At 58.3% G+C, this 460-nt stretch carries 1 pseudogene; it reads left to right on the top strand.

Going from position 1 to position 460, the window contains the following annotated elements:
- A pseudogene (locus JIN85_RS22610) lies at positions 1-460 on the top strand (hypothetical protein); the annotation flags it as partial.

The raw sequence follows: 460 nt of genomic DNA, 5'->3' as shown, positions 1-460 counted from the left end.
GGACGACTGAAGGGTGGTCGTTTCGAACGAACCAAGAGCGCGGCTCGTTTGTGGATATCGGGGCTGGCAATGGCAAGGTGCTTGAGGCGGCAAGGCGTGTCGAGGGAATCACGGCACTGCATGCGATCGAAAAGAGCCGAACCCACCTCGACATGCTTCCGCCCGATATTTTCATCCTCGGGGTCAACTTCTGGAACACGACGCTCATGGACAAGGAACTGGGGTTCATTTTCTCGAACCCTCCATATTCCGAATTCGAACCGTGGACGGCGAAGATTCTTCGCGAAGCGCCAGGCGGCTCGACGGTCTATCTGGTCATCCCGGAACGTTGGCAGCGATCGGTGCCGATCCGGAAGGAACTCGGTGACCGGAAGCTGAAGTACGAGGTCATCGGCCAGTATGACTTTGCGGATGCGGAGGATCGCACGGCGCGGGCCGTGGTGCATTTGCTGAAGGTGAA

Source organism: Luteolibacter pohnpeiensis, from assembly GCF_016595435.1.
In the GTDB taxonomy this organism is placed as follows: Bacteria; Verrucomicrobiota; Verrucomicrobiia; order Verrucomicrobiales; family Akkermansiaceae; genus Luteolibacter; species Luteolibacter pohnpeiensis.
The sequence above is the reverse complement of the archived record's forward strand: the minus strand, read 5'-3'. Positions and strand labels throughout refer to the sequence as shown.